This is a genomic window from Pseudomonas plecoglossicida NBRC 103162 = DSM 15088 (assembly GCF_000730665.1).
Classification (GTDB): Bacteria; Pseudomonadota; Gammaproteobacteria; order Pseudomonadales; family Pseudomonadaceae; genus Aquipseudomonas; species Aquipseudomonas plecoglossicida.
This window is the reverse complement of sequence record NZ_BBIV01000050.1, coordinates 1-22,905: the sequence shown is the minus strand read 5'-3', so window position 1 is coordinate 22,905 and position 22,905 is coordinate 1. Positions and strand designations below refer to the sequence as shown.

At 53.0% G+C, this 22,905-nt stretch carries 26 protein-coding genes and 1 pseudogene; 14 read left to right on the top strand and 13 right to left on the bottom strand.

The genetic code is table 11. The features are described 5' to 3' along the window. Window positions 1–100: 100 nt before the first annotated feature. Entirely contained in the window at window positions 101–1,690 is a 1,590-nt protein-coding gene (locus PPL01S_RS21500) for a peptide chain release factor 3 (RefSeq protein WP_016391145.1), read from the bottom strand. A 278-nt stretch (window positions 1,691–1,968) separates the two neighbouring features. On the opposite strand from PPL01S_RS21500, the gene PPL01S_RS21495 reads away from it, so the two are divergent. From PPL01S_RS21495 to PPL01S_RS21490, 3 genes are all read left to right on the top strand, one after another. Beyond that, window positions 1,969–2,799, top strand: coding sequence for a TIR domain-containing protein (locus tag PPL01S_RS21495; RefSeq protein WP_016391146.1), 831 nt, complete (start codon window positions 1,969–1,971; stop codon window positions 2,797–2,799). Between the two features lie 29 nt (window positions 2,800–2,828). Beyond that, complete coding sequence (locus PPL01S_RS24855) at window positions 2,829–3,326, top strand: hypothetical protein (RefSeq protein ID WP_081663444.1); 498 nt, start codon at window positions 2,829–2,831, stop codon at window positions 3,324–3,326. 87 nt (window positions 3,327–3,413) lie between these two features. Further along, window positions 3,414–3,965 carry a hypothetical protein gene (locus PPL01S_RS21490; RefSeq protein WP_028626052.1) on the top strand — a complete coding sequence of 184 codons (552 nt, stop codon included), beginning with the start codon at window positions 3,414–3,416 and terminating at the stop codon, window positions 3,963–3,965. Window positions 3,966–3,982: 17 nt separating this feature from the next. On the opposite strand, the gene PPL01S_RS21485 is transcribed toward PPL01S_RS21490, so the two are convergent. The 3 genes from PPL01S_RS21485 to PPL01S_RS21475 all read right to left on the bottom strand — a co-directional run bounded on the left by PPL01S_RS21485 (window position 3,983) and on the right by PPL01S_RS21475 (window position 6,778). Continuing rightward, window positions 3,983–5,563, bottom strand: a complete 1,581-nt coding sequence (locus PPL01S_RS21485; protein WP_016391148.1) for a relaxase/mobilization nuclease domain-containing protein — start codon at window positions 5,561–5,563, stop codon at window positions 3,983–3,985. After that, the gene (locus PPL01S_RS21480; protein WP_244212761.1) at window positions 5,560–5,904 is read right to left on the bottom strand and encodes a hypothetical protein; all 345 of its coding nucleotides are present in this window, start codon (window positions 5,902–5,904) and stop codon (window positions 5,560–5,562) included. Before PPL01S_RS21480 ends, PPL01S_RS21485 begins: the two co-directional genes overlap by 4 nt. 664 nt (window positions 5,905–6,568) lie before the next feature. Next, window positions 6,569–6,778, bottom strand: coding sequence for a hypothetical protein (locus PPL01S_RS21475; RefSeq protein ID WP_016392925.1), 210 nt, complete (start codon window positions 6,776–6,778; stop codon window positions 6,569–6,571). A 340-nt stretch (window positions 6,779–7,118) separates the two neighbouring features. Between PPL01S_RS21475 and PPL01S_RS21470 the strand changes: the two genes are divergently transcribed. Then, window positions 7,119–8,639: a type IV secretory system conjugative DNA transfer family protein gene (locus PPL01S_RS21470; RefSeq protein ID WP_033743757.1), complete on the top strand. Its 1,521-nt coding sequence runs from the start codon at window positions 7,119–7,121 to the stop codon at window positions 8,637–8,639. Between the two features lie 125 nt (window positions 8,640–8,764). Here PPL01S_RS21470 and PPL01S_RS21465 read toward each other — a convergent pair whose 3' ends face one another. Further along, window positions 8,765–9,190 (bottom strand): ankyrin repeat domain-containing protein, encoded by a 426-nt coding sequence (locus PPL01S_RS21465; protein ID WP_016392927.1) that lies wholly within the window; start codon window positions 9,188–9,190, stop codon window positions 8,765–8,767. Window positions 9,191–9,453: 263 nt separating this feature from the next. Between PPL01S_RS21465 and PPL01S_RS21460 the strand changes: the two genes are divergently transcribed. Further along, window positions 9,454–10,497 (top strand): hypothetical protein, encoded by a 1,044-nt coding sequence (locus tag PPL01S_RS21460; protein WP_016392928.1) that lies wholly within the window; start codon window positions 9,454–9,456, stop codon window positions 10,495–10,497. A gap of 477 nt (window positions 10,498–10,974) precedes the next feature. Here the strand turns inward: PPL01S_RS21460 and PPL01S_RS25270 are convergent, their stop codons facing one another. The 3 genes from PPL01S_RS25270 to PPL01S_RS21445 all read right to left on the bottom strand — a co-directional run bounded on the left by PPL01S_RS25270 (window position 10,975) and on the right by PPL01S_RS21445 (window position 13,074). Then, window positions 10,975–11,505, bottom strand: a complete 531-nt coding sequence (locus PPL01S_RS25270; RefSeq protein WP_144062869.1) for a hypothetical protein — start codon at window positions 11,503–11,505, stop codon at window positions 10,975–10,977. Between the two features lie 151 nt (window positions 11,506–11,656). Continuing rightward, the gene (locus PPL01S_RS21450) at window positions 11,657–12,211 is read right to left on the bottom strand and encodes an ankyrin repeat domain-containing protein (RefSeq protein WP_016392930.1); all 555 of its coding nucleotides are present in this window, start codon (window positions 12,209–12,211) and stop codon (window positions 11,657–11,659) included. A 2-nt stretch (window positions 12,212–12,213) separates the two neighbouring features. Continuing rightward, window positions 12,214–13,074, bottom strand: a complete 861-nt coding sequence (locus PPL01S_RS21445; RefSeq protein WP_016392931.1) for a hypothetical protein — start codon at window positions 13,072–13,074, stop codon at window positions 12,214–12,216. 103 nt (window positions 13,075–13,177) lie between these two features. On the opposite strand from PPL01S_RS21445, the gene PPL01S_RS21440 reads away from it, so the two are divergent. The 4 genes from PPL01S_RS21440 to PPL01S_RS21425 all read left to right on the top strand — a co-directional run bounded on the left by PPL01S_RS21440 (window position 13,178) and on the right by PPL01S_RS21425 (window position 15,985). Beyond that, window positions 13,178–13,870 carry a hypothetical protein gene (locus PPL01S_RS21440; protein WP_016392932.1) on the top strand — a complete coding sequence of 231 codons (693 nt, stop codon included), beginning with the start codon at window positions 13,178–13,180 and terminating at the stop codon, window positions 13,868–13,870. Beyond that, a complete protein-coding gene (locus PPL01S_RS21435; protein ID WP_016392933.1) occupies window positions 13,863–14,483 on the top strand; it encodes a J domain-containing protein in 621 nt (206 codons plus the stop codon). Before PPL01S_RS21440 ends, PPL01S_RS21435 begins: the two co-directional genes overlap by 8 nt. Further along, complete coding sequence (locus PPL01S_RS21430; RefSeq protein WP_016392934.1) at window positions 14,474–15,052, top strand: TerY-C metal binding domain-containing protein; 579 nt, start codon at window positions 14,474–14,476, stop codon at window positions 15,050–15,052. The genes PPL01S_RS21435 and PPL01S_RS21430 overlap by 10 nt, the downstream gene beginning before the upstream one ends. A gap of 135 nt (window positions 15,053–15,187) precedes the next feature. Next, the gene (locus tag PPL01S_RS21425; protein WP_016392935.1) at window positions 15,188–15,985 is read left to right on the top strand and encodes a hypothetical protein; all 798 of its coding nucleotides are present in this window, start codon (window positions 15,188–15,190) and stop codon (window positions 15,983–15,985) included. Window positions 15,986–15,992: 7 nt separating this feature from the next. Here PPL01S_RS21425 and PPL01S_RS21420 read toward each other — a convergent pair whose 3' ends face one another. Further along, window positions 15,993–16,727, bottom strand: a complete 735-nt coding sequence (locus tag PPL01S_RS21420) for a hypothetical protein (protein WP_016392936.1) — start codon at window positions 16,725–16,727, stop codon at window positions 15,993–15,995. 298 nt (window positions 16,728–17,025) lie between these two features. Between PPL01S_RS21420 and PPL01S_RS21415 the strand changes: the two genes are divergently transcribed. The 3 genes from PPL01S_RS21415 (at window position 17,026) to PPL01S_RS25455 (ending at window position 19,709) form a co-directional block, all read left to right on the top strand. Next, a complete protein-coding gene (locus tag PPL01S_RS21415) occupies window positions 17,026–17,610 on the top strand; it encodes a recombinase family protein (RefSeq protein ID WP_016392937.1) in 585 nt (194 codons plus the stop codon). A 92-nt stretch (window positions 17,611–17,702) separates the two neighbouring features. Then, on the top strand, window positions 17,703–19,091 hold the full coding sequence (locus PPL01S_RS25265) for a hypothetical protein (RefSeq protein ID WP_144062870.1): 1,389 nt from the start codon (window positions 17,703–17,705) through the stop codon (window positions 19,089–19,091). Between the two features lie 450 nt (window positions 19,092–19,541). Then, window positions 19,542–19,709, top strand: coding sequence for a hypothetical protein (locus PPL01S_RS25455; RefSeq protein ID WP_162964559.1), 168 nt, complete (start codon window positions 19,542–19,544; stop codon window positions 19,707–19,709). 288 nt (window positions 19,710–19,997) lie between these two features. Here PPL01S_RS25455 and PPL01S_RS21410 read toward each other — a convergent pair whose 3' ends face one another. After that, entirely contained in the window at window positions 19,998–20,471 is a 474-nt protein-coding gene (locus PPL01S_RS21410) for a GNAT family N-acetyltransferase (RefSeq protein WP_016392938.1), read from the bottom strand. A 252-nt stretch (window positions 20,472–20,723) separates the two neighbouring features. Here PPL01S_RS21410 and PPL01S_RS25260 point away from each other — a divergent pair, with 252 nt between their 5' ends. Next, window positions 20,724–21,101 (top strand): hypothetical protein, encoded by a 378-nt coding sequence (locus PPL01S_RS25260; protein ID WP_144062871.1) that lies wholly within the window; start codon window positions 20,724–20,726, stop codon window positions 21,099–21,101. A gap of 74 nt (window positions 21,102–21,175) precedes the next feature. Here the strand turns inward: PPL01S_RS25260 and PPL01S_RS21405 are convergent, their stop codons facing one another. Both PPL01S_RS21405 and PPL01S_RS21400 read right to left on the bottom strand, forming a co-directional pair. After that, the gene (locus PPL01S_RS21405; RefSeq protein WP_016392939.1) at window positions 21,176–21,481 is read right to left on the bottom strand and encodes a hypothetical protein; all 306 of its coding nucleotides are present in this window, start codon (window positions 21,479–21,481) and stop codon (window positions 21,176–21,178) included. 22 nt (window positions 21,482–21,503) lie between these two features. Then, the gene (locus PPL01S_RS21400; protein WP_016392940.1) at window positions 21,504–22,016 is read right to left on the bottom strand and encodes an antirestriction protein ArdA; all 513 of its coding nucleotides are present in this window, start codon (window positions 22,014–22,016) and stop codon (window positions 21,504–21,506) included. Between the two features lie 591 nt (window positions 22,017–22,607). On the opposite strand from PPL01S_RS21400, the gene PPL01S_RS21395 reads away from it, so the two are divergent. Further along, a complete protein-coding gene (locus tag PPL01S_RS21395) occupies window positions 22,608–22,787 on the top strand; it encodes a hypothetical protein (RefSeq protein WP_028626051.1) in 180 nt (59 codons plus the stop codon). A gap of 46 nt (window positions 22,788–22,833) precedes the next feature. On the opposite strand, the pseudogene PPL01S_RS26105 reads toward PPL01S_RS21395, so the two are convergent. Then, window positions 22,834–22,905, bottom strand: a pseudogene (locus tag PPL01S_RS26105) (transcriptional regulator); the annotation flags it as partial.

The following is a 22,905-nucleotide window of genomic DNA, read 5'->3' as shown; positions in this document are numbered from 1 at the left end:
CCGGCCTATCGCCGGCAAGCCGGCTCCCACAAGGTTTACGCGATCCCTGTAGGAGCGGGCTTGCCCGCGATGGGCTGCAAAGCAGCCCCGAGCATGACGATCAGTGGTGCTCGCGGGTCGCGCGGAACTTGATGTCCGGCCAGCGCTCTTCCATCAGCGCCAGGTTGACCCGGGTCGGCGCCAGGTAGGTCAGGTGACCGCCACCGTCGATGGCCAGGTTCTCCATGGCCTTGTTCTGGAATTCCTCGAGCTTCTTCTTGTCATCGCAGGCGATCCAGCGCGCCGACCACACGGTGATCGGCTCGTAGGCGCACTCGACCTTGTACTCTTCCTTCAGGCGGCTGGCGACCACATCGAACTGCAGCACACCGACCGCACCGAGGATGATGTCGTTGCTGCGCTCGGGGAAGAACACCTGGGTCGCGCCTTCTTCAGCCAGCTGCTGCAGGCCCTGGCGCAGCTGCTTGGATTTCAGCGGGTCCTTCAGGCGCACGCGGCGGAACAGTTCCGGCGCGAAGTGCGGGATACCGGTGAAGCCCAGCGCCTCGCCTTCGGTGAAGGTGTCACCGATCTGGATGGTGCCGTGGTTGTGCAGGCCGATGATGTCGCCGGCAAACGCCTCTTCGAGCTGTTCACGCTCGGAGGAGAAGAAGGTCAGCGCATCGCCCACGCGCAGGTCCTTGTTGATCCGCACATGGCGCATCTTCATGCCCTTCTCGTACTTGCCCGAGCAGATGCGCATGAAGGCAATGCGGTCGCGGTGTTTCGGGTCCATGTTCGCCTGGATCTTGAACACGAAGCCGGTGAACTTCTCCTCGACCGGCTCCACGGTGCGCTCGTGGGCCACACGGCCGAGCGGGCGCGGGGCCCAGTCGACGACGGCGTCGAGCACGTGGTCGACACCGAAGTTGCCAAGGGCAGTACCGAAGAACACCGGGGTCAGCTGGCCATTGATGAACTCTTCCTGGTTGAATTCATGGCAGGCGCCCTGCACCAGCTCCAGCTGCTCGACGAACGCATCGTACTGGTCGCCCAGGTGCGCACGCGCTTCGTCCGAGTCCAGGTTCTGGATGATCTTGGCTTCGGTGCGCTCATGGCCGTGACCGGGGGTGTAGACCACGATGTAGTCGCCGGTCAGGTGGTACACGCCCTTGAAGTCGCGGTAGCAACCGATCGGCCAGGTGATCGGCGCGGCCTTGATCTTCAGCACCGCCTCGATTTCGTCGAGCAGTTCGATCGGGTCGCGAATGTCACGGTCGAGTTTGTTGATGAAGCTGACGATCGGCGTGTCGCGCAGGCGGCAGACGTCCATCAGGGCGATGGTCCGCGGCTCTACACCTTTACCGCCGTCGAGCACCATCAGCGCCGAGTCCACCGCGGTCAGAGTGCGGTAGGTGTCTTCGGAGAAGTCTTCGTGGCCGGGGGTGTCAAGCAGGTTGATCATGTGCTCGCGGTACGGGAACTGCATCACCGAGGTGGTGATGGAGATGCCGCGCTGCTTCTCCATTTCCATCCAGTCGGAGGTGGCGTGGCGGTCGGACTTGCGCGACTTCACGGTACCGGCGACGGCAATGGCCTTGCCCATCAGCAGGAGCTTCTCGGTGATGGTGGTCTTACCGGCGTCGGGGTGGGAAATGATGGCAAACGTGCGTCGGCTGTTGACTTCGTTGACAATTTTGCTGTCGGACATCGTTCAAAATCTCGATTGTGTACGCTGTTATGTACACAGCTGAAAAGGTGCCCTTGGCCAATTGCTAGAGGCCAGCGCAGGAAATCGCGCATTGTAACAAATGCTGGGCAGAAGCGCCCGGTTCGCCACCCTGCCAACGCCGCCATCCCACTCCCCATATTGAGCCAGAAACCCTCGCTGGACGAGCTGATAGCAAATTGGTAGCGTCCTATACACAGCAGGACGATCTCACATTAGCGGCGTTTTGACGCTTATTGCTCAAAAGGATAATTGTGGCGATGTACTATCATGTAATTGTTAAGCCAAAGTCGGACAAGTATTACGGCGAGTACAAGACTGACCTTACAAAAGAGCAACTGATATCAAGATTCGTTGAGCCATACGAGCAAGGCTTGCCAATTATCATTAATGGCAAAACTGTACAGCCAGAAGACTTGGAAAGAATAACCATTTCTGAAAGCGAAAAAACCATTGAGTCTTTTGTCGCTCAGGTCAGGCTTAAACGTGAACGATCTTCCGTAGCAATTATTGGTGGCCCGTCCTATGAGCAACAAGCAATTAGTCGAGCCAAAGATGTTACCGATGATTTTATTGAAGGAGCAATAGGCTACAAGAAAGCTTTATTGAAGGATGCGCCGGCGAGAGCCTTGAGGACTTCTGGCGATAGGAAGAGAGTGTTCATCGTCCATGGCCACGATGAAAGCGCCCAAAATAAAGCCGCGAGATTCATTGAGAAGCTTGGTTTTGAAGCCGTTATCCTTCATGAAAAAGCCAGCTCGGGTCGAACGATCATTGAAAAAATCGAACACTACTCCGATGTAGGTTTTGCCGTTGTCCTCTATACCCCCGATGATGTGGGCAATGCAAAGTCTTCTGCTGACAATCTCAACTTACGGGCACGGCAAAACGTGGTATTTGAGCATGGCTACCTGATCGGGAAACTCGGGCGGCAAAACGTGGCGGCACTTGTCGATGGCAAGCTGGAGCTTCCTAACGACATAAGCGGCGTTGTCTATATAAGCCTTGATGAAGCTTCCGCCTGGCACTTGCAGCTCGCAAAGGAAATGAAGCAGTCCGGCTATGACATCGACATGAACAAGCTTATTTGAACTAATAACGTATACAAAAGGAGCTTGTTATGAGTCCTGAGATTGTGAATTGGATTTCACGGCAGGCTCCTGGCTTTGGCCAGTTATCGCTTGAAGAGCGAAATGCTATAGCCGATTTCTCCATGATTTGGAGCTTCTTCGAGGGTACAAGGCTCGGCGGCTGTGGTGGAATGCGGACAATACGGCGGTTCGCAGGAAGCCTTGAGGCCCAGGGCACTATAGGCAGATGCGAAATAAACACGTATCTACCATATTTAAAGCAACGGTATACTGAGAATGGAGATCTGAACTACAGATTCCATCACTTGCATATCGATCGCAGTGGAAACCCGCCAGAAATTACTGACACATTACAAAAAAATAATACCTCAGAAAAGACGAAGCTTATTGGCTGCCTAGGTGTTATTTTCAGGCTAAGAAACAATTTATTCCACGGTGAGAAGTGGCAGTATGAATTGCGTGAGCAGGAGCAAAACTTCAGTAATGCAACATCGTTTCTACTAAAGTGCATGCAAGCAGCCGGCTAATGAATGCACACCTCAACACTATCGATTATTTAGTATTTGTCGCCATCCAAGCCTATACCTCACCACGCGCTTAACGGAGACTTAATAATGTCTGTCGACTACTTTGGAAAGTATTTTAATGAAGATGGATTTGACTTCACGCGACTCCTCAATGACGACTTCTTTCAGCCCGTCAGAATTCTTTTTAATGCAAAGCATTACGTCTCCGCTTCAAAACTCCTAGTAGTAGCCATAGACTCAATCAGCTATATAGAATACGGCAACATCAAAGAAAACACTTTTATCAAATGGCTGAAAGAGTTTTCCGAAATAGGCACCCTTGGCATCACTGCGGAGGAGCTGTGGGAACACAGGAACTCCCTCCTCCACATGAGCAACTTAACATCCAGAAAAGTAGCAGACGGGAAAGAACGAGCGCTAGTTGCCTATGTAGGTGAACTCCATCCTGATATGAAGCTAGATCAGACAAACACAGGATATTACAATTTGCACGCCCTAATTCAAGTTATTGGCGGGGCCTGTGGAAAATGGTGTTTAACATACGATGAGCATCGCAGCAAAATAGACTCCTTTGTCGAACGCTATGATTTGATTGCGTCGGACGCCCGAATGCAATGGATATATTACGGCGCTAAGTAAGCTATATCTGAAATGAGTTATCGTTCCCGATCAGGCTCATGGCCCTTGCCGGGATGCGGCGGCATCAGCGGGCGGGACTTCTCCGGTCCCTCGCCTTCACGCTGCTCCTGCTTCCCCTTGCGGAAAGCGGCGGCGGCACGCTCAAACGCTGCCATGACGTCTGGGAACGGGCTGTCCGGCGGGTTCCGTGCCTTTTCGAAAGCCACCATGACATTGGTGACTGCTCCCCTGTCTGAAGGGAGAATCTGTACCAGTGACGGCATGGCCCCTTCTTTCCCGCGCCCCCGGATGCGCTGTGTGCATTGCTGGTCGCGCATGAAGGCAGCGATCTCTCGCTTATCCACCTTTTCGAGCGACATGCACTGACGCTCGATATGCGCGTTCTGAAGCTTGAGCCGTAATGCCAGCTCTTTGGCCTCCTGGGACTGCCGCCCTTTGAGTTTCGCGCGGCCATCGAGGTGCGCACGCAGGCGCTTCGTATCCTGATAATGCTGCAGCTTGTGGCGCAAGAAATTCACGCCACTGACCCGGCCTAGAAACTCGGCCAGGCCAGTGGGACGGTGCTCATAGCGAGCCTGGCGGACATTTCTCATCAAGGCAAGATGACCAGCACGCAGCCGGTCCCGCTCGGCCCGGTGCTTTGCCTGCTGCGCCAGACGCAAGGCATGTTGTCGGTATTTGAGGGCTTCGCGCTGCTGCGCCAGCTCATGCCGCCTCTCCTCCTGTGCGTGCTTGAGCTCAGCGAGTTTGTCGGCGTAATCCTCTTCCCGCATCGACCGCTCGATCTCTTTACGGTGGTCCGCCACAAGCTTCTGCGCTTCCTCCACGGATGGCAGCGCCTCAGGAGGGAACTCCTTCTCCAGAAAGGCTCGGACATCCTTCGTGCGGACTGACTGCTCGTCGATCAGCCGGGGCAGTGCATTCAAATTGCCGTAAAGATCAACCAGCACATAGGGTCGATTCCCCGTGGCGAGCATATAGCCGCGCTCGCTCAGGGCATGAACGAATGCGCGGGCATCATCACTCTGCCGCCAGGCCTCGGTGACCTGCCGTTTGTGGTCGTCCAGGGAGAGCCCCGTACGCTGCAGCTGCGCTCGCTCGTAGAGCGAGAGTTGACCCGCGTTACGGGACTTCTCATAGCCGGGAGGCAGACTCAGCCCGTGATCGCGGGCGAACCCCCTGGTCACCCGCATCAGCTTGTCACGGTCAAAGGCCAGGTGAACGGCCTTTTCGTGGTCGGCGTCGATCCGCGACCAGACCACATGGCAGTGCTCACGGCTATCCTTGATGTGGAACACGATGGCGCGGGGCTGATCGCCCAGCCCCAATGTCTCTTCAGCTCGACGGATGTAATCCATGTACTGATCACGGGTGAGCGCCCCCTGCGCGGGATCAGGGTTGATGGAAAGACTGTAGAGATACTTCTCGCAGCGGGTCAGGGTTTCTGCCTGCACCTGCCATTCCTTAAACGCGCCATGAAGGTCATGGGCTATCGCTCCACGCAGATGCGCCACTTCTGCCAGCTCGTTGTCATAGGCATTCAGCAAGTGGGTGGCGAGATCCTGGCCGCTGCCGCGCTGCGAGGCAAAAGGGATCATGTGTCCCTCCCCAGCGCCAGCATGAGGTAGCTGCGGATTTCCGCCAGCTCATCGCGGCACTCCTGTAGTAGATGCTCAAGGTGACCTTCATCAGGCTCCCCGCAGACCTGCTCCAGCCGGTCGTTGATCCGGGCGGCCTGCGAAAGCAGCATTGCGGCGAGCTTGCGCTCCAGTGATGAGATGGGCCTGGCGCGTGGCAGGGCCTGCCCGAATACGGCTTCGGTGATGAAGGCATTGATCGACTGACCAGAGTGCGTCACGCGCAAATGAAACTCCTCACGCAACCGCTCGGGCGGGCGGTAGGAGATCGGCGCAGGGCGTTTTTTCGTTCGTCTGGTCATGCCATCAACATATGCCCTCAGGCAGTTCCTGATTCCTCTCGGTTTCCACTCCGCGGCCAGCGTCGCGCTATTGGTCGATGGGATTACAAAGGGAGAGCTGACATCTCCTTTTGTTCGGCACCGGGCCGAAACCCGGTCGTGGTTTTTAGGACGCGAAAGTCCTTAATCGAGGGTCGCAAGGGGCTACGACGTGCCCTTTGCTCGATGGAGTGCAGAGGAGAGCCGAAGTCTCCTCTGATCGCGATGCAACGACGACACGTTGCGCCTTAATCCCTTGGTGACAAAGTTCCACAAGAACTTTGGAGCCTAGGGATTCCAAGGGGGATCGCGGGGGACTGGAAGTCCCCACGCAAGGTGGGCGTGGTACTACCACGCACACCTTGTGCTCACTTCGTTCGCAGCTGGCCCATGAGTCCAGTTTATGGCTGGGAGTGTGAATAATTTCTAAATGCGCGAGCCGCTGATGCGGTCTCTCCTTCTTCAGAAATGGATGTGCTGGTGTTCCATAGCACGGCATCGTGCGTATGGGTACAAATAAGTCCGGGCTCACGGCGGACAGCGATTAACCTGCAAGGATCTGCAGGTGCCGGATCAAAACAGACTCAGACGGATTGAAAAAAAGACGGGCCTCGCGGCCCGTCTGTGCGGTGATGAAGAGCTTCTGCTATTCGGCAGGCGCCTCAGTGCTTTCGATTTCATAGAGCATGAAATCGGAGACGACCTGCGTACCCGCAAGCTTGATGTAGAACGAGCCATCGGCATTTTTCCAGGCGACGCCGATACGTTCATAGACGGCCTGCTCGCCTGTGCCTTTACGGCTCTTGGCCACGAAGCCGGGTTTGCGGGATTCGAAGGTGGTTGATTTGGTGTTCATGTTTTTAGCTCCTGTTTTTGTTTGAGGCTGGTTTATTCCAGCAACAAGCCCCCGGTAGCCATTCGGACGCCGACATGTCATGGGCAACACGGGCCTGTACCAGGGCAACGCCCGATTAAGGGGAAGGCTGGAGCGGGCCGCCCATTGACATGCTGGCAAGGCATCGGCGAACGATGGCTAAGGGATTAAGGCTTACAGCTGGGATAAAGACGGTCCTCCGGACGAAGGAGCGGTTGAACACATCTTGCTGCCCCTCGAACGCCCGGAGAGGTTTGCGGGAGGAAGCCTGCATACAGGTGCATGTCACGCTCGGGACGACATCGTTGGCGAGGGTATTACCATGAGCTCGTTCTTCAAGGAATTCATGCGGGATGTTCCGCGGGGTGACTCAACCCGGCCATTGCGAGAACAGAAAGTGCCGCAGGCGCGCTGGATGAAGCTCGATGACATCGCGGCGAGCAGCATGCTCTCGTATGACCCACGCACACCGGGCAAGAAAGTGCTGATTGGTGCGCTCGGCGACCAGCTCATTGGCATTGAGGACGACCGGCACATTCTGACCGTGGCGGGTTCGCGCTCCGGTAAATCAGTCGGCCTCATCAGCAACCTGTTCTTCTACCCCGGCAGCATTCTGGCGACCGACCCCAAGGGGGAGCTTGCCAGTATTACCGCCACCAAACGGATGGCTCTCGGGCAAAAAGTCTATGTCGTCGACCCCTTCGGCGTCGCGAGCAAAGACACCCTCCCCTTCAGGGCATCGTTCAATCCGATGAGTGTGCTTAGCATCGGCAGCCCGACCTTTCTTGAGGATGCCGCGCTGATCGCCGAGTCGATTGTGGTGCAGTCGGCAGACCAGAAAGATCCCCACTGGGACGAGTCCGCGAAGAACTTCATAGAAGGTGTGATCATCCATGTGGCAACAGCCCGGAGGCAGGCCGGACAGCGCCACCTTATCCTGGTGCGAGAGCTGATAAAACGCGCTTTGTGGAAAGAAGAATCCGATGAGGAAGACGAAAAGTCAGGGCCTTCCATGCCGCTTCTCTATGAGGAGATGATGGCCAACGCCTATGAGCTGATGGACGAGCCGAAGGCTGAAGACATCGGCAGCGCACTGATGGCGTCGGCCCTGGACTTCTACGGCAAGCGCGGCAATGAGCTCAGCAGCGTCCACTCCACGGTCAACCGGCACACCAAGTTCCTCGACTACTCGGCCTTCCGCCAGGTTCTGAAGGAGCATGACTTCGACCTTGCTGAGCTAAAGCAGAATCCCAAGGGTGTGAGTATCTACCTGTGCTTCCCGGCGACACGTATTGAGATCGCGCGGCGCTGGATGCGGATCTTCGTGAACCAGCTGCTGGATGCGATGGAGCGCGAAAAAACAGTACCGCCAGCACCAGTGCTGGCCTGCCTTGATGAGTTCCCCGTGCTTGGCTACATGAAGCAGCTGGAAACAGCTTCCGGCCTGATTGCATCCTTCGGCGTGAAGCTCTGGGTCATCCTGCAGGACTGGAGCCAGGGAAAGGCACTCTATGGGGAGCGATGGGAGACCTTCGCCGGGAACGCCGGGATCATGCAGTTCTTCGGCAACAACGATCTGGCGACGACAGAGTACATCTCGAAGCTGCTCGGAAAAACGCAGGTAGAAGTCGCCCGCATGGGAGAGGTGGCGCAGGATCAGCAGCACAACGGATTGTCTGGCCGGTCGGAAGCTATCGAGCTTTTCGACCTCATGACGCCAGATGAAATCAGGCGTCATTTCTCGCGTAGTGATCGGTTCATACGGCAAATCATACTTTGGGCAGGACACCACCCGATGATGTTGCAGCGAGTCATCTGGTACGAGCTAGTTAACTCAGCTTGACCAATATTCTGAGTGCAGCCTGGTAGAAAGACTTATGCATTCTCACCAAAATCCGCCATAAAAAATAACAACCTTATAAGCCATAGATATTATTCTTAAAGCGCATCAAATCTTATGCCAAAACTCTACGCTTTGGGTTTACCCCATGCAGGTAAGCCCTGCATGAAAGCCTGTCGCACCTGCTTTTTTTGAAGCAAAAGGCCTACAGCGTAATCCTTGCCCCACTCATAAGCCAGTTCCGAAGCATATCGGCCTTTGTAATCCTGCAACAGATAGCTGCACTCATTGAAGCTGGTCAGCAAACGGATACATGGGCGCGAATCATACGCGGCTGCGTAATGTAGCGCAGACATCTTGTGCTGATCCTGGAAATTGATATCTGCACCGTTCTCTAGCAGTAGTTTTGCTGCTGGCGTATCCCCCCTTTTTACACACTCAACCAGACGCTGGCCGTAGACATAAGCCTGATCATCCCCAGCATTGAGTTTAAGGAGCTCTTTCTTTTCCTGCCCTCTCAGAACAGGTAAACCATTAAAATGCTTCGAAATCATATAAAACTTCCTTTCTGCCCTCAAGGCCTCCAACATATATGCGCAGTTATGGTAATGAGTCAAGAAAAAACAAACTTAAGCATTAACAGCTGCCCATCCAACTAATTAGCTCTACCTCTGGATTTTCTCATTAGCACTAGGGTGCTCTGCTGAAAGGTCGACTCAAAGTCGTGAACCTTACCCCATCGCGAGGAATGCGAGAGGAAATCTGGGACTATGGGTATGGAAAAATCGCAGTCACTACCCGCAGTGGAGGTGCTGTGATGAGCCGCTTAGCCCGCAAGAACCAAATGCTTGCCGTTGCATTTGCATGTACAGCCGTGTTCCTCTTCGCCTTCTTCGAGAGCAAACTCGGCAATCTTGTAAAGAAAATCTCAATAAACGAGTACATCATCTATAGACTGCTATTCACCTGCTGCCTATATTTTGCAATCCTGCGCTTGATTACCACTCTCAAAAAGCAGTCGATCACTCTCGTTTTTAGTCCTCGAAACGTCGACCGTATATTGTTTGTTCGAGGTATTGTGACAGTTTTCTACTGGGCTTGTTTGGCGGCTGCCTTTGCCAATACAAAATCCCAAGCTTTAACTTATCCATTCTTCTTCCTGCATCCTCTTTGGCAGATCATCGCAATCCGATACCACCGGAAAATCTGGCCTCCAATAAAGAAACAAATAGCTCCAATCACATTGATAGTGAGCGGTGTTATCCTCTTCGCGCTCTTCAATCCGGAGAATATACAGGTGAGCTTCGACAAGCAGAAACTCCTGCAAGCACTGCCCTCGTATTTGCCAGCCCTCCTAGCCGGCATCGGCTTCGCGTATACCAACGAATTGTCGAGCGACATCGCAGCGAAGTGCAAAGAACGTCCTTATAAATTTATGGGGAATTTGATAGTCGAAAAAATGGATGGCCTGCGACTGACCGCGTATACGACATATGCCGCTTTGCTCTTACTTCCAGTGTGGCTTCCTGTAATGCTCATCACGATGGATAGTGTTGAAATGAACTACTCACTGGCAATGTTCAAAACGCCAGATGCTTTGGGGGGCCATATACAAACCTTATCCATTGCATGCTTAATCGTAGGGTTCGGCACGTGGGCCATTAATGAGGCGTTTGCGCGCGCGCAGCAGACGACCCAGATAGCAGCACTAGATGGGTTGATCGTTCCAATCGCTGCGGGCTTTGACCTTTGGCATGGGAAACTGCCGATAGATCATCCGAACTTTATATGGATGCTGGGAGCGTTGGCCCTGATTATGGCTGGTGCTTTATGGTCAGCACTCCAACCTGATACTGAATAGTGCCCGATCATGGCAGGGTTATAGAAAATTGGCGCAGCTGGGCAGAGACTGGTGCTCGTCTGGCTGAGCCGTATCCTGGGCCAAAACCATTATGGGATAGGTTGCATAAGATCAAGGGGACTATAGTTCAATGGAGACGTTTTCAAAAACGCGGGATTTCGCTCGTCGCGAAACAGGCCATTAATAGGTTTCTGTTATACCACCGACACGAGCAGCATCTGAATTTTAATCAGACATTATAAAATAAATTCCAGTCTTTTGAACCTACCAGAAAAGACCTCTTGATATAAAATAATTATCCACCTGATCATCTGTTGGCCTTGGATTAAACTTCCCAACCACTCTTCTCACCAGCTCTCTTATTTTTTCATCCGACAACCCGGCATTGCAATTTCTTATGTCGCGCACATAATCATCTATAAATCCTTGAACTTCTTGAGACAGGTGATCATCGGACAACCGATTCATATACCCCCCTTATATCTCAGCTTTCAGATGATCAAGTATCTTTCGCGTTTTGTCCTTCCCGTAAATTATCTCTAAAGTTGCTTTGAACTCCTCGTCAGGCATATTAAACACCAGACGCAGCTCTTCATCTATACCCTTCAGATACTCATCTTTCTTATCAGGGGAAATGTATTTGAGTAAATTGTTTTTAAGCAATAACTTTATTTCGGCATCTCTATTTGCAAAAGCGTCTGCCAATTTCATTGTATTACCTCTTTCCGCTAGAATTTGTATTGCCATCCAAAAAATACCAATCGCGGGCCCTACAGTCAATAAAGTTCTAAACGACAGAGAGATTGATAACCACAATCTATTAAGCCCTGACTCATTATCCCAAGAAATACCCAGTGCGATATTTAACCATTTGTATATTTCGCCCTGAACACCTCGCGAAGTAACAGAGTCAATATTTATAACATAAAAGAATATGACTAAAGCAACAAACAGCCCGACTAGCCATGCCAGCATACGGCGCTGCTCAGAAAGTTCAGCTCTATCCATATTCCGCACTATCCATTTCAGTATATGCATGGAAGTTTGCTGTCATATACATAGAAGCGTAGCACTGAATTTCCAAAGATCGAATCTCATATTAAATATAGAAAACCGATTTCCTATCAATTTTTCGATTTTGCCGAACCTGCCACAGCGTTCAAGGTGCATCACCATCGGGTGTGTCGACAGGTGAAGACTGACTTTCCTCATACGCTTGACGGACCTCTTTCTTTTGGAGAAGTAGGCCTACGGCGTAATCCTTGCCCCACTCATAGGCTAATTCGGAGGCCAGGCGCCCCTTATTATCCTTAAGCAAGTAATTGCATAAACCGCTATTCACCAACATCCGAACACAGGGACGAAAGCCTGTGGCCGCTGCATAATGCAATGCCGTCATTCCGTATTTATCCTGGGAATTAACATCGGCACCTGTCTTCATAAGCATTTCGGCATACAGCGTATTACTATTCTTCACCTCTCGGATGAACACCTGGCTTTGATGTTTTTTCAAAGACGCAGTTTTTGCAGCATGAGCCTCAGCATCCTGCTGTAATAAGCGGTTCCGTTCCTTATGTTCCTTCCACACCTGCATGAGCCTCCTTTTGGAAGCTTCATTATCAGGATCGTCATACCCATATATTTTTCTGAGTGCTTTGGCATCAAGAAGAGATAGCCATAACAGCATTGCTTTCTTATCTTCATCACCGGCCATTTTTATTTTTCCTCCGCACGTTCTGGAACGAATCGCCAGATATTTGGGAGGGTAACGGGTTCTTCGTAATAAATATCCCGTGCCCAGTGATCGCGGCCAGTTACCTCACCGTTTCGCATGAGAAAGAAGCCGTCAGTGGCACACTCGGTATGCAGTTCACCTGCCTGGATATAGGTCATGCGATCACCGGGAGTGACGCCGTCCAGAAAGATGTGAAGGATATTCAAGCGGGTAATGGGAAATCCAAAACCCTTTCGGCTGGTCTTCCTGAAAAATTCGTTGGCCTTGATTTGATGACGACGAGAAGAACCCATCACTTGAACCCTTCTCGTGGGGTCTATCTCCAACTGTATGATTTCTTCGACACGTACATATTTCCCGGAGACATCGGGTGTTAGATGCAGGGAGATAGTTTTGCCTCTGTCTGTGCCAGCGACACCGGCTGCACGGTATGTAAATACTCCCGAAAATGCAGAAACTAAATCTGGTACGTCTTCGTAATCGCTGGCGAAGTACTCCTGCATAGCGAGAAAGGCCGCCAGATCCTGACGCTCCTCCTGAAGGACTTCCGGGCTCAGCAGATTTTCATCGAGCAAGAAACGGGTTACGTCCTGCATACGATCTTTGCTAAGAGCCTTGCTGATGCCTTCAGCAAAGCGCCGCAGCGCTTCGGGCTTGAAAGCCAGTTCGGAATCGTCTTCGTCGTACTTCTCTTGGTTGGAGATTGAACTGGTGATGAGACCACAGACCTGACACCAAGACGGCATCCGTCCGTTGTGCTTGCTGACCGTTCGATAACGGCGCAAGGCCGAGCGCAGTTTTTCAATCTGCCAGTCACTGAACTCGAGATCTTCAACATCCATAACCCTTCCCCTTCAGACGCAATTGGCGCGAGGAACCGGCGAGGAAAGCTTCATTAACTATGTGTCAGCGTAGCTCTTAACGCGATCAGTTGAGGACGGCGCCATGCACTCTCCGATGAAAAGCCCGCTTGCCGGGCATCCACCCACCAGGCAAACGACCGACGAGACCGGGCTGCTGTCGTTCAAGGTTTCGCCGCGCGAGCTGACTCCCAATCGGGCCAAGCTGGCGAACGGGATCAGTGCTGTTCTCGGGCTGGTATTGGCGGGTGCGAATTTCATGCCCCTGCTTCAGGCGCGTCAGCTGTATTTGCAGGACCTGGTGACAGCCATCGGGGCGACGATGCTCGGATATTACCTACTGCGCTGGGTCACGCTGGAAGCGTGCCGGGTAACTACCCGGATCGAACTGAAAATGGACCAAGTCAAGGTCAGGCGATTGGCAGGATGGGCGAGCTATGACCGCCGGATTGAGCATCGCTTTGTGTTGTTGCCGCATGACGAAACCGAACATGAGCGGCGGTGTAATGACTTAGCCACGCGTCAAGCGGCAGCAAACGGCCAGATCGTGCAACCGCCGATTTATTACGGCGACTCCTTCCATGTCGTTTTGGTGTATGCGGGTCACCGCATTGATCTCCTGACCGTGTATGGCAGATCGCATGCGGCAGCCATCGTTGCCCGCTTGCAGCATTGCGACCAACTTCTTGACGCCGAGGCGAAACGCATTGGCGCAGGAGAGAACCCCCACATTGTTGGGGAATGGCATCAAACCCCTGGAGGGCTTAAAGATGTTTAACCAAATCTACCCGTACCTGAAAATCGTGGCTGCCGCTGGTGGCGGAATCATTGCCGCCTGTATCGCCGTCAACTTCCTGATGTGGCTGGCTGGCGCGATCTACAGGCAGTCTTTGATCTTCATCGAGTACACGGTACGGCTTCTCATACTGGTCTCCAGCCAGACGGGGCAGTATCTAAACGCCTTCGTGATCGGAGTCCTGACACTGGTTTTCAACATCATTTGCGGAACTGTGATGTTCGTTTATCAGCCGTGCTTCCTCGCAAGCAGGAATGTGTCCCGCGCCATTGGCCAGTACGTAAAGCTGCGCCAGCTGTTCTGGAAGTACGGACGCTTGGAGTTCGCCACGTTCGGGCAATTCAAACGTCACATGCTCGGTGAAGAAGAGCCTCCGCCGAAGGAGAAACCTGCACCTGAAAAGAGTGGTTATGCACTGGCGCTCGAAGTGCTGGGCTTCGCGGAAGATACGCCGCTCGACAATGCAATGCTGAAGAGCCGACATCGCGAGCTAGCGGCCATTCTGCACCCGGACAAAGCGTTTCCCAACCAGGTGTTCATGCAGCAGGTCAACGATGCCGTTGACTACATCATGAGGGCAAAAAAATGGAAATAATCAAAGAGCAAGACAAGCCCCTGAGCTTATTGGAAAAGGCTAGAGTGGAACTGGCAGCGTTCAACCGTAAGCAGCTTTCTGTACCTGAGGCCACGTCTATTCCCGATACCAGGATAACTGCCCGGGAACCATCACACGGCGAACGGATTCTCTATTGCTCCAAGGTGCCGCAAGCTTCGGCTGTTCTGATCCTGAAGCTGTGTGAGAAAGGCGCGAAAATCACCGAGGTGATCGCGCGCCGCGACGGGCCCGCGGCTACGCAAGTGGACACTCAAGCCAAGCACAACGATCCGAATATGCGTGCGTTGCTGCTGGGTAACTATCGGGGCTGCCCGCACTGCGATAACCCTGACCTGGTGCTCTGTCCCCTCTGTGGCAACCTGTCTTGCATTGGCAGTCAACCGAGGATGACCTGCCCGGTCTGTGACCACAGCGCAGGTGTGGTCGCCAGCGGGATCAGCTTGGGGGTCTCATGTGGAAAATCCCGGCAGCAGGCAAGCTCACAAGCAGATCAACAACTGCTGACAAAATCGGAAGGCCGACTAGCCCTCCAGCACAAACCGGGATAGGGCTGGTCTGCCCCGTTGATTTTCCCTACCCCTAATATTAACGACTTCTTAACCTCATTCCCATAAGCTATTTCTATCCGGCCCCTGCGATCCAAAACTGCCGGAGGTTTCGTAAAGTGTTATGGGAAGTAGTTCATGACAGAGCAAAAGCCAGGTTCAGAGCTTCGTAGTTCCCTTGCGTCCGCAAGGGAACTGTCGGCAGATCTGCGTAGCGATCTGCCGAACTCAGGCGATGCCGCAGCGGGCACTCTGGAAAGCGACCTTCACGACATTTCACTAACCCTGTTCGGTGCGCAGGCCTCAACAGGCAAGGCAGTGTTTGCGGCAGGCCGCATGATCGTCAACGACGCAGAAGAACGGCGTTATCTTCTGCATGAACAGCAGAAACGCGAGAGCCAGGAGGCTCGGGAGCTTGCCAACCTCGCTCGCTGGAACGCGCAGATGACCACTGTTGGCGGTGTCCAGATGACGAACGAACAAGCCCAGCGCGCCCGCCAAAACGTGATCGATAACGATCAGGCGTATGCAGACTGGGCCGTGCGCAAAGGCCTGATCAACGAGGACCAGAGAGAGGAGTTCAAGGCCGGTGTCCGACGCAAGAAAGAGCTTGAAGACAAGCGTGGTCGCGGGACACTGGCGACTGGAGAGGCCGCAGAAGAGGCACAGCTGAATCAGTCGCGGGTGGGAAGAGCGATAGACTCTGCGACCGCGTATGATTTTCAGCATCAGGGAAATACCCCTGCTCCGGAGGCAACCGCTGACGCGCGCTTGCGCAGTAGCTCTTCCACAGCGCTAGACCGCTCCACTCTTTTCCAGTCTGCGCCGATTGCAAATACAGCTTTCAACACAGCCAGCAATGCAGACCCATTGCAAAAACCGCCGCCAACGCAGCAAGTCTCGCCATCGATTAAGGCCACTGGCCTCGATCTCTAAACCTGGTCTACCTCAGGGCTGCCAATCCGTAATCGGTGTAACGCACATACACGAGCGTGGCGTTGTAAATCGTTGCTCCATCCGGAAGCGTCGAGTAGAGGATTGACCCCAAGATTGGCCGTGCCGGATCTCTGTCGTCATCGTTGTGGCTGCCGCTGACATTGCCAACGACGGTTGTCAGAGAGGACGCAGCACGATAGATACCGCTTGCATCCTTGGCCGCACCGAAAGCCTGTAATACAAGGCGATGCCCCTCTGCCTCCCGCGCAAGAAGCATCGAATTGTATGGCGAGCAGTCGGCCATCCTTACCTTGCCCTGCGCGGCCAGTTCATCGCAGCGTTTTAGCGCATCGGCATCTGATGCCGTCAGCATGGCATCAGGTGACGGCCCGGGCTTTCTGGCATCAAAGAGGCGAACATCCGCCATACGGTTGTAAACGCAGATCTTTCCGGCCCTGTCGCCGAGCGGCTGATCAGCTTTCAAGATGTAGCCAACTTTGCGGTCCCCACTCATAGTGAAGATCATGCCGAACAACATCTTGTCCTGGGTGATCATCTGAGCGGATGCGACAGAGTGCTGATCCTCGGCCTTGAGGCGAGCGGTCATCGCCTCGGGGGTGTCGCAATCGCCGATATCTGCGGCGCAGGCGATGTCAGAGAAACCGGCAGCGAGTACCCAAGAGAGAAGAATGCATTTCAGGGTTTGAGCTAAAGGCAGCGTTTGAATCTGTACATTCGCCATAACGAACTCCTCGATTCAAAGAGAACGTGATGCGTTGCATGCGCCGGTATGTGCCCGGGTTTCCGCCATGTGCACCACAGAAAGGGCTCGTCAGGGGAACTAAATACGGCGTTTCGATAACGAACCCTTTTGAAATGTGGAGCTGCCAGCATGTATACCTGTGCGGAGTATCAGTAGTAATTGACTCTTTGGGTTCTCGTGAATAGAGTCCTTAAAGGTTCCGTTGCGGAACAACAGTAAGTGCGGCTGTGTGACCCTCCTTTTGACAGTGGTGCCTGCCTGAGGGAAAGGCAGAACCATGAAGATCGGGTACGCCCGGGTATCAACAGAAGACCAGCTTCTTGACCTGCAAATCGAAGGATTGCGGCAGGCCGGATGCGAGCGCATTTTCGAAGAGAAAAAATCCGGCACACTGACACGGCGCCCCGCACTTCACGCAGCCCTGGGCGCTCTTCGCAAGGGCGATGTTCTGGTGGTCTGGAAGCTCGACCGTCTGGGCCGCTCACTGCAAGATCTCATCAAGATCCTTGGGACGCTGGAGCGGCGCGGGATAGCCTTTTGGTCGATATCAGACCAGATCGACACCCAGACGCCGGCGGGCAAACTGGTCTTTCACATCACGGGGGCTGTAGCGGAGTTCGAGCGGGCATTGATTTCCGAACGAACGAAAGCCGGGATGCAGGCGGCTCAACGAAGAGGCCGTACGTTGGGGCGTCCACGTGCGTTAACCGCAAACCAGGAGTTGACGGTGCAGCGGATGGCGCTGTGTGACGAAATCCCCCTGGAGCTCATTGCTGCCCGCATGAAGGTCAGCAAGACCACGGTATGGCGGGCCGTAGACAAGATCAGGTCAATGACAAAAGCGATACGCAATGAAAGTTGAGGGGGTTTTCAATACAAACCTTTAGCTGAATAGCCTTGATTCATGGTTGGCAACTTACGTATGCATCACATGATGCATGGTCGTATAATGCCATGACAAGTCCTTGGTTTCCGTCGGTGACAACAGTGCATTTGATCTTCACGTTTCTAAAGCCTTACTATTGGTTTGCACATATAGCGGCCTATGGCATAGCTCAAAATCTTGAAGGGATAGGCCATTTCGGGTTGCTCAATAACATCTATGATCCACGCTTTCCACTCCCCCTACTGAACTTTGACCCGAGCTCCGGGGTGAAAATTATCGCAGGAGCGATTTACTTGACGCTTGCTCCCCTTGCGTTTGTTCTTGTTAGGGGCGGGTTCATACTTGGACGAGCATCTGGACTAGCTATGATCGCAGCGGTGCTTCTGCCCGGTATACTGTCATTGCTGGGAACGTCAGCACCACTAGAATTCTTTATCCCGGATGAGTTCCACTTTGGTACCGGATACATCGGGGGCTTCTGGAGCAACGGCGCTAACTACATCATAGCATTTATGTGGGGTTGGGCCGCCGTGATGATGGTCGCTAATATTTTCAAAAGCCAGAAATTCAAGCATGCCTACGATCATCTGTGGTGCTTATTAACTATTGTTGGATGCATGTATCTTGTTGTGGATTCACAGGCAAAGTCACACGAAGAGCATAAGATAGAAAAAAATGCTGCTATTGGAAAATACCTGGATTTTTATAAAGAACGCTATTCCGCGCTGAACTCCTTATGCCACACAGAACCATCGATTTTCGCCAATGCAAAGAGCATATGCGAAAAAGCAAAAAACATTTCCACTTCACTGCCATCTGAGATAGAGCGCCCTGAGCCAGAGTTTAGACGGCATGGTGATTCCTGGATGGATGATATTCTTAGCAACACAGCTATTGAAGAGCTTAACTCATACTTTTGTTCTAATGATAAGACTGTTGCGTACTGCAAAGAAATCCCCATCGATCTTTTGATTAGTAGCAAAGAGCTAGGAGTTAAGGTGCTCGTGCCTATTTCAGGTCACACCGAAAGACTTAAAGAACTATATAAAAAACTAAACTTCTACGCAGATAAAGTCACACACTACAAAGAATATACACATCTAAAATACTTCCTATTTTGTCTGATTTGCTTCATTGCCGGGGGTAAAGCTGCGACCTCCTCGATCTCATTTATTGGTGAGAGCAACATGAAATCGCGCTCTTGGGCCAGAAAAATTCTGGCTGCGATGTTTTTTGATTCATGGTTTGCAATAAAGTTTATGACAAGATCTCATGACAGTTACCCACACCCGCACCCGTCGCTACGGAAGTTGTCACGCCATGAGCTCGCGCGCCGGAGCTTGATCTCAAAGGTAAAAAATGGCCATTCAAACATTCGTATCTATAATAGTGGCTCACTCTATCGAGATCAAAAAAACCGCAAACACTTTTACTCAGTTTCAAGGGTGAACATATAGCCGCCCATTTCGCTAATTGGAAAAGTCTCGCTTTGTGTGTATCAGCCTTCCGGCTTGGCCGGCACTACGATTTTGGCGAAGGGGTGCTCAGTTAAATGGGCTGGGCAGGACAGTTGCATCGATGTGGCGATAACGTTGCTATTTTACAGGCCTTTTAAGGCTAGCAGAGGCTCTCCCCTACCAACTCTGGTAGGGGGCTTCTGCTCCAAGATGTTCTTTCAACTAGATCCTTGGATAATACGCCCTACCCTCTCACTCAAATCCCAGGTTGCTTTCTCAACCTTGATCGTCATACCGAACTACTTTTTCGAAAGAGATGGCGATGCATTGTGCGCATCATGTAATACCTTTCGTGCATCATACTACCCTTCGTCGACGAACAGGAGCATCACATGCATATTACGTGAGTAAATGGTACTATCCCGGCGTTTTTTTTCATAAGGACCGCAAATGAAAGGCATACCTACAGTCGCTTTAATTGTTTGGCTGATCGCTTCTTGGCTCACCCACGTTATTGTCTGTTTCAAAACTGCAAGCTGGGGATTTTTGATTGCAGGTGCAATTTTCTTCCCGGTCGCAGCTGTTCATGGTACCGGTGTCTGGTTTGGAGCTTGGTAGCCCTACTGAGAACTCCTGAGTGGCCTTCAAGATTCCAGAATCCAGAGACCGTTCCGCATAATCGAGCCAGGTGCGCATAAGCAACGGCCCCCACCAGCGGCGTCGTTGTTGTCGCGCGTTCGAAGCAGGAGCGGAACCGGATTCGCTGATGGGTATCGGAGGCAAGGCGGCCGACGCCTAAGAATTGATCAGATCATTCGATGAATCGCTGACGATCCACGCCTTGCCCTATGCTATTGAGATGTTTCAGAACGGGTGTCGGCCGGTGACGAAGACAAACATCAAGCGCTACAGCTTACGGCAAACCATCTGGATGATTTTTTCCGGGTTGACAACGCCTTCATACTCGTTCAAATCCCAGGTTTCTTTTTCAAACCCCAGTCGCCGATAGAACTCAACAGCGTGATCTCCAGCATTAACGCAAAGCGACTTAACGCCTTGGCTTCTTGCAAATTCCTGTGTCAGAAGCCCTAAAGCACGGCCATGGCCTTTCCCTTGGAACTCGTCGGCTATGGCGACAGCTCGTGTCGCAGCTGTGGAATCGTCAAAGTGATCCAGCGTCGTTATACCGACTGCTACGCCTTGCCACTTCAGCAATAGCCAGCTTCGATTGGCCGGACGACAAAAGAAAGTATCATTAAACTCCCTCTCGTATTCTGAGACCTCTTGCCGGAATAAAGCGGTACGCTGGATATGATGAAACTTTACCCAATCCTCACTACCTGACTCAACCCTTACAAGTTCATACTGATCGTCTTCCATGACGCCTTCCAAAATAATAAGAACCTCCACTATTAGTATCAGAAAACATTTAACCAGTTCTTAATTCCGCATTCACCTTCGCTAATGACATGTAGAGCCAGCATCGACCAAATTCTCAAAGCTACGAAAAATGCTTTTAGCCACCATTAAAACAAGCCTCCTCTTTTTACTAAACCACTTCTCTCGTCTACAATTTATCCCGCAGTGCACACACTGGCCGACATAGCTCATTTCGAAATAAAGAGGTGTAGCATGAACATGATTCATCTCGAAACGATACAAAGAGGTGCATTACCAGATATTGATGATGTTCGACCGCTGAGTGATGCCGACTTTGAAGTCCTGAAGGAAATCGGTGAGATTCTACGGAGGCACAATTCGGCAAATCGATTTGGCGTTTGCCTCCTTCATAAACACTTCGATCTAAATGAGGGAGAGGAGCTGATTGAGGAAACTGATATTGAAAAACGCACCTCAATTACGCGCGCGCACAAAATATCTGCTCGCGACGAGCGTACCATAGAGACAATGTGGCGCTTCCAGGAGGGATTCCAAACGATTACAAGATGCGTAGCAAGGTGCGTATATAATAATGGCCACTCAAGAATGCACCACAGGGAACCCGGTTAAATAGCGGGTCAGCGCTATATTAATCCATGAATCATAAATGACTATTAATGCGGCCCGGCAGGGCCGCGTTTTTTTCAGAACAGCGCCAACTGCCGAGCCTGCTCCTGGGCCTCGATCCAATCCGGGGACCGGGCCGCGTGATCGAGCCATGCGCGCGCATAGGCGGCGGCTCCACCTACGGCGTCGATGTTGTCGGCGCGTTCGAAGCGGGAGCGGTAGCCAGTTTCACTGATGGGCAGCGGCGCGCGCCCCTCCGCGCTGATCTGCAGATGGGCGAGCGCATAGCCGTAAATACGGCGGTAGCTTTCCGAATAGCTCGGAGTGAACAGGACCTCGATAGCAAGGTCCTGCCAAAGGAAGGATTCGCGGGTGGTGTCCATGGGAAGTCCCTTTCCTGACGGATCAACGGTTCCAGAACACATGGACTTCGCGATAACCGGTCTCAAGGGTGAACACGTCCCCGTTTAACTCCATGTCACGGGCCATGGCTTCGTAGTTGATGTAGTAGGCCAGTGACTCAGGAATCTGCGTGGTTTCCTCAGTGAGCTCCTGCGCATAGTCGGCGAGCGATTCATAACTGCCGCAATAATCTTCCTCGGCTGTCTTACGGGCTTCCTCGACGCTGGAGACGCGTCCGAGCAATTCACCGCCGAACACCGGGAAATCCTCGATGAAACAGGCTATGTCGTGGGCGGTCGTGATGCCCTCGTATTCGCCAAGCCGGTAGCCGTCAAAGCCCTCATAGTCGTGAATGGCGTACTCCTCCGCATCCCCGACGGGCGATTGCTTCAGCATGGAATTGATTTGATCCTGAATGTCCGACACATCCAAAGTCGCGTCGATCCACACGCCGTGAAGGTATCCGCTGTTATAGGCAGCGAGATCAGCGACGTAAATTCTGGGCTCGGTGGTCATGGTCTTGTCTCCGTCTAGGGCTACGGGTGCATGTGCTGTGGTCCGCACATGACCCCTGCCCGTCGGCGAGACCGGGGAGGCAAAACGCAACGGGCCCGGTAAAGGGAGGGGAATCACCCGGCCTGCACAAACCCATCTCGTCTGATGGGTGCGGAAGGTCGGGGAAACCCTTTAGCGGGGCGAAGCTTTACCCTTGCGTTGCGCCAGGGGCGGATGCCCCTTAGCTCTCTTCGCGAAAGGGATCGTCACCGGAAGGCCGGGACAATTGCTCGTCATTGACCTGGTCGCGCGGGCACGCGCGATAGAGCCCGGCCTGCAGCGCGAAGTGCAGCAGGTTCGCCCTGGAGTTTCGTCACCATTTAGATGCGTTCATCACAGACCCTCTTATTTCTCCCTCGTCTTCTTTCATCACACCGCACGCGGCCTGATCGATGGGCTTTCGCACAGGCGTCGTCACGCCAGTACTGCAAGTCATGAATGACTCCTTCTCTTCGTTGCGGCCCGAAACGGATGCAGTCGTGGCCTTCACCTGTGCAGGGGCAAGCGCCACGAGGCCGCGATGGGTGGCCGAAAGATGAGAGGAAATAAGAGATGAAACTGATGACGATCTTTGAACTGGCTGCCAAACCTGACGGCGAACTGCGTGCGCTGTACCGCAAAACGTTCAATGCGGCGGCGCGTGGCGACCGGATCGGCGAAGAACAGCGCCACGCCTTGGCGTCGCTGGTAAACATCCGGCGCGTAATGAGAGCAAGGGAGATGCGCCCCTAATGTCAGGCGGCAAGAGGCGGCCCCAAAGGGCCGCTTCCGTTTGCGGTCATGCCTGGAGCCAGGACTCCACGTTGGTAGCGCCGTACTCGGCTTTCCACTCTTTTAAAACGCGGTGATT

Coding starts and splice junctions, on each gene's coding strand:
- PPL01S_RS21460 (WP_016392928.1), top strand. CDS start 9,454: ATGAGCCGCTTAGCCCGCAAGAACCAAATGCTTGCCGTTGCATTTGCA.
- PPL01S_RS21475 (WP_016392925.1), bottom strand. CDS start 6,778: ATGAACACCAAATCAACCACCTTCGAATCCCGCAAACCCGGCTTCGTG.
- PPL01S_RS21400 (WP_016392940.1), bottom strand. CDS start 22,016: ATGACCACCGAGCCCAGAATTTACGTCGCTGATCTCGCTGCCTATAAC.
- PPL01S_RS21410 (WP_016392938.1), bottom strand. CDS start 20,471: ATGGAAGACGATCAGTATGAACTTGTAAGGGTTGAGTCAGGTAGTGAG.
- PPL01S_RS21440 (WP_016392932.1), top strand. CDS start 13,178: ATGCACTCTCCGATGAAAAGCCCGCTTGCCGGGCATCCACCCACCAGG.
- PPL01S_RS25260 (WP_144062871.1), top strand. CDS start 20,724: ATGAACATGATTCATCTCGAAACGATACAAAGAGGTGCATTACCAGAT.
- PPL01S_RS21405 (WP_016392939.1), bottom strand. CDS start 21,481: ATGGACACCACCCGCGAATCCTTCCTTTGGCAGGACCTTGCTATCGAG.
- PPL01S_RS24855 (WP_081663444.1), top strand. CDS start 2,829: ATGAGTCCTGAGATTGTGAATTGGATTTCACGGCAGGCTCCTGGCTTT.
- PPL01S_RS25455 (WP_162964559.1), top strand. CDS start 19,542: ATGAAAGGCATACCTACAGTCGCTTTAATTGTTTGGCTGATCGCTTCT.
- PPL01S_RS21470 (WP_033743757.1), top strand. CDS start 7,119: ATGAGCTCGTTCTTCAAGGAATTCATGCGGGATGTTCCGCGGGGTGAC.
- PPL01S_RS21430 (WP_016392934.1), top strand. CDS start 14,474: ATGGAAATAATCAAAGAGCAAGACAAGCCCCTGAGCTTATTGGAAAAG.
- PPL01S_RS21500 (WP_016391145.1), bottom strand. CDS start 1,690: ATGTCCGACAGCAAAATTGTCAACGAAGTCAACAGCCGACGCACGTTT.
- PPL01S_RS21465 (WP_016392927.1), bottom strand. CDS start 9,190: ATGATTTCGAAGCATTTTAATGGTTTACCTGTTCTGAGAGGGCAGGAA.
- PPL01S_RS25265 (WP_144062870.1), top strand. CDS start 17,703: ATGACAAGTCCTTGGTTTCCGTCGGTGACAACAGTGCATTTGATCTTC.
- PPL01S_RS21425 (WP_016392935.1), top strand. CDS start 15,188: ATGACAGAGCAAAAGCCAGGTTCAGAGCTTCGTAGTTCCCTTGCGTCC.
- PPL01S_RS21450 (WP_016392930.1), bottom strand. CDS start 12,211: ATGGCCGGTGATGAAGATAAGAAAGCAATGCTGTTATGGCTATCTCTT.
- PPL01S_RS21415 (WP_016392937.1), top strand. CDS start 17,026: ATGAAGATCGGGTACGCCCGGGTATCAACAGAAGACCAGCTTCTTGAC.
- PPL01S_RS21490 (WP_028626052.1), top strand. CDS start 3,414: ATGTCTGTCGACTACTTTGGAAAGTATTTTAATGAAGATGGATTTGAC.
- PPL01S_RS21495 (WP_016391146.1), top strand. CDS start 1,969: ATGTACTATCATGTAATTGTTAAGCCAAAGTCGGACAAGTATTACGGC.
- PPL01S_RS21420 (WP_016392936.1), bottom strand. CDS start 16,727: ATGGCGAATGTACAGATTCAAACGCTGCCTTTAGCTCAAACCCTGAAA.
- PPL01S_RS25270 (WP_144062869.1), bottom strand. CDS start 11,505: ATGGATAGAGCTGAACTTTCTGAGCAGCGCCGTATGCTGGCATGGCTA.
- PPL01S_RS21395 (WP_028626051.1), top strand. CDS start 22,608: ATGAAACTGATGACGATCTTTGAACTGGCTGCCAAACCTGACGGCGAA.
- PPL01S_RS21480 (WP_244212761.1), bottom strand. CDS start 5,904: ATGACCAGACGAACGAAAAAACGCCCTGCGCCGATCTCCTACCGCCCG.
- PPL01S_RS21485 (WP_016391148.1), bottom strand. CDS start 5,563: ATGATCCCTTTTGCCTCGCAGCGCGGCAGCGGCCAGGATCTCGCCACC.
- PPL01S_RS21445 (WP_016392931.1), bottom strand. CDS start 13,074: ATGGATGTTGAAGATCTCGAGTTCAGTGACTGGCAGATTGAAAAACTG.
- PPL01S_RS21435 (WP_016392933.1), top strand. CDS start 13,863: ATGTTTAACCAAATCTACCCGTACCTGAAAATCGTGGCTGCCGCTGGT.